A 962-nucleotide genomic window follows, 5' to 3' on the forward strand; every position below is an offset into this window, starting at 1 on the left:
AATGGATTACTCGTAGATATAGCTGAACCTGAACAACTGGCCAATGCCATATTACGCATCAAAACGGATACAACACTGCAGCGAAAAATAGCACAACAAGCGCCTTCATTTATTGATGGGTTTAGTATTCAACATGCAGCAAATCGTTATGCGCATATCTACACTGAGCTATGACACCACAACTTAAAATTGCCGTGAGGCAAACCTTTCCCGTTATGTTTGGCTACGTCCCTATGGGCATGGCCTTCGGCGTATTGTTTTCGGAGCTTGGATACCCCTGGTACTTCGCAAGCATTATGGGCATTGTTATTTTTGCTGGAGCTGCACAGTTCATGGCTGTTGGCTTGCTTGCAGCGGGAGCGGGATTGATTGAAGTCACTGTTACAACACTGCTTCTGAACTCTCGACATGTTTTTTATGGGCTATCTCTGCTACAGGAATTCAAAGTAAAAGGTTGGCGGCGATGGTATTTAATTTTTGGCCTGACAGACGAGACCTATTCCCTGTTAACCTCAATGAAAGGCGATAAAGACGTTACACAGCAAAGTATCAGTGATCTGCAATTAATTATCACGGCGCTTAATCAAAGCTATTGGGTGATAGGCTGTACACTCGGCGTTCTTATTGGCGAGCAACTTAGCTTCAACACACAAGGCCTTGAATTCACCTTAACAGCCTTGTTTATGGTACTGGTAATCGAACAGTATAAATCAGTGAAATCATTCGCACCTTTTGCAATCGCTCTTGTTAGTGGCGCACTAGCACTTTGGCTAGCAACACCGCAAAACATGCTGCTCGTATCACTTAGTTTAAGTTTGGCTTTACTGCTAATGAAATATAGGCTGAAGCCATGGACATAATGTACTTAATTGGATTTATCGCAACGATGGCCGCTGCTACCTTTGCAACCAGAGCACTTCCATTTGTTCTTTTTCACAACCAGCAGCATCCTGTCGTCCTAT

General features: G+C 43.7%; 2 protein-coding genes. Both read left to right on the top strand.

Going from position 1 to position 962, the window contains the following annotated elements; genetic code table 11:
* Window positions 1–170: 170 nt before the first annotated feature.
* Complete coding sequence (locus A3738_RS08315; protein WP_068476347.1) at window positions 171–860, top strand: AzlC family ABC transporter permease; 690 nt, start codon at window positions 171–173, stop codon at window positions 858–860.
* Window positions 860–962, top strand: a 103-nt coding sequence (locus tag A3738_RS32570; protein WP_369819786.1) for an AzlD domain-containing protein, incomplete at its 3' end; no start/stop codon positions are given. The genes A3738_RS08315 and A3738_RS32570, both read left to right, overlap by 1 nt.

The organism is Oleiphilus sp. HI0066, from assembly GCF_001635725.1.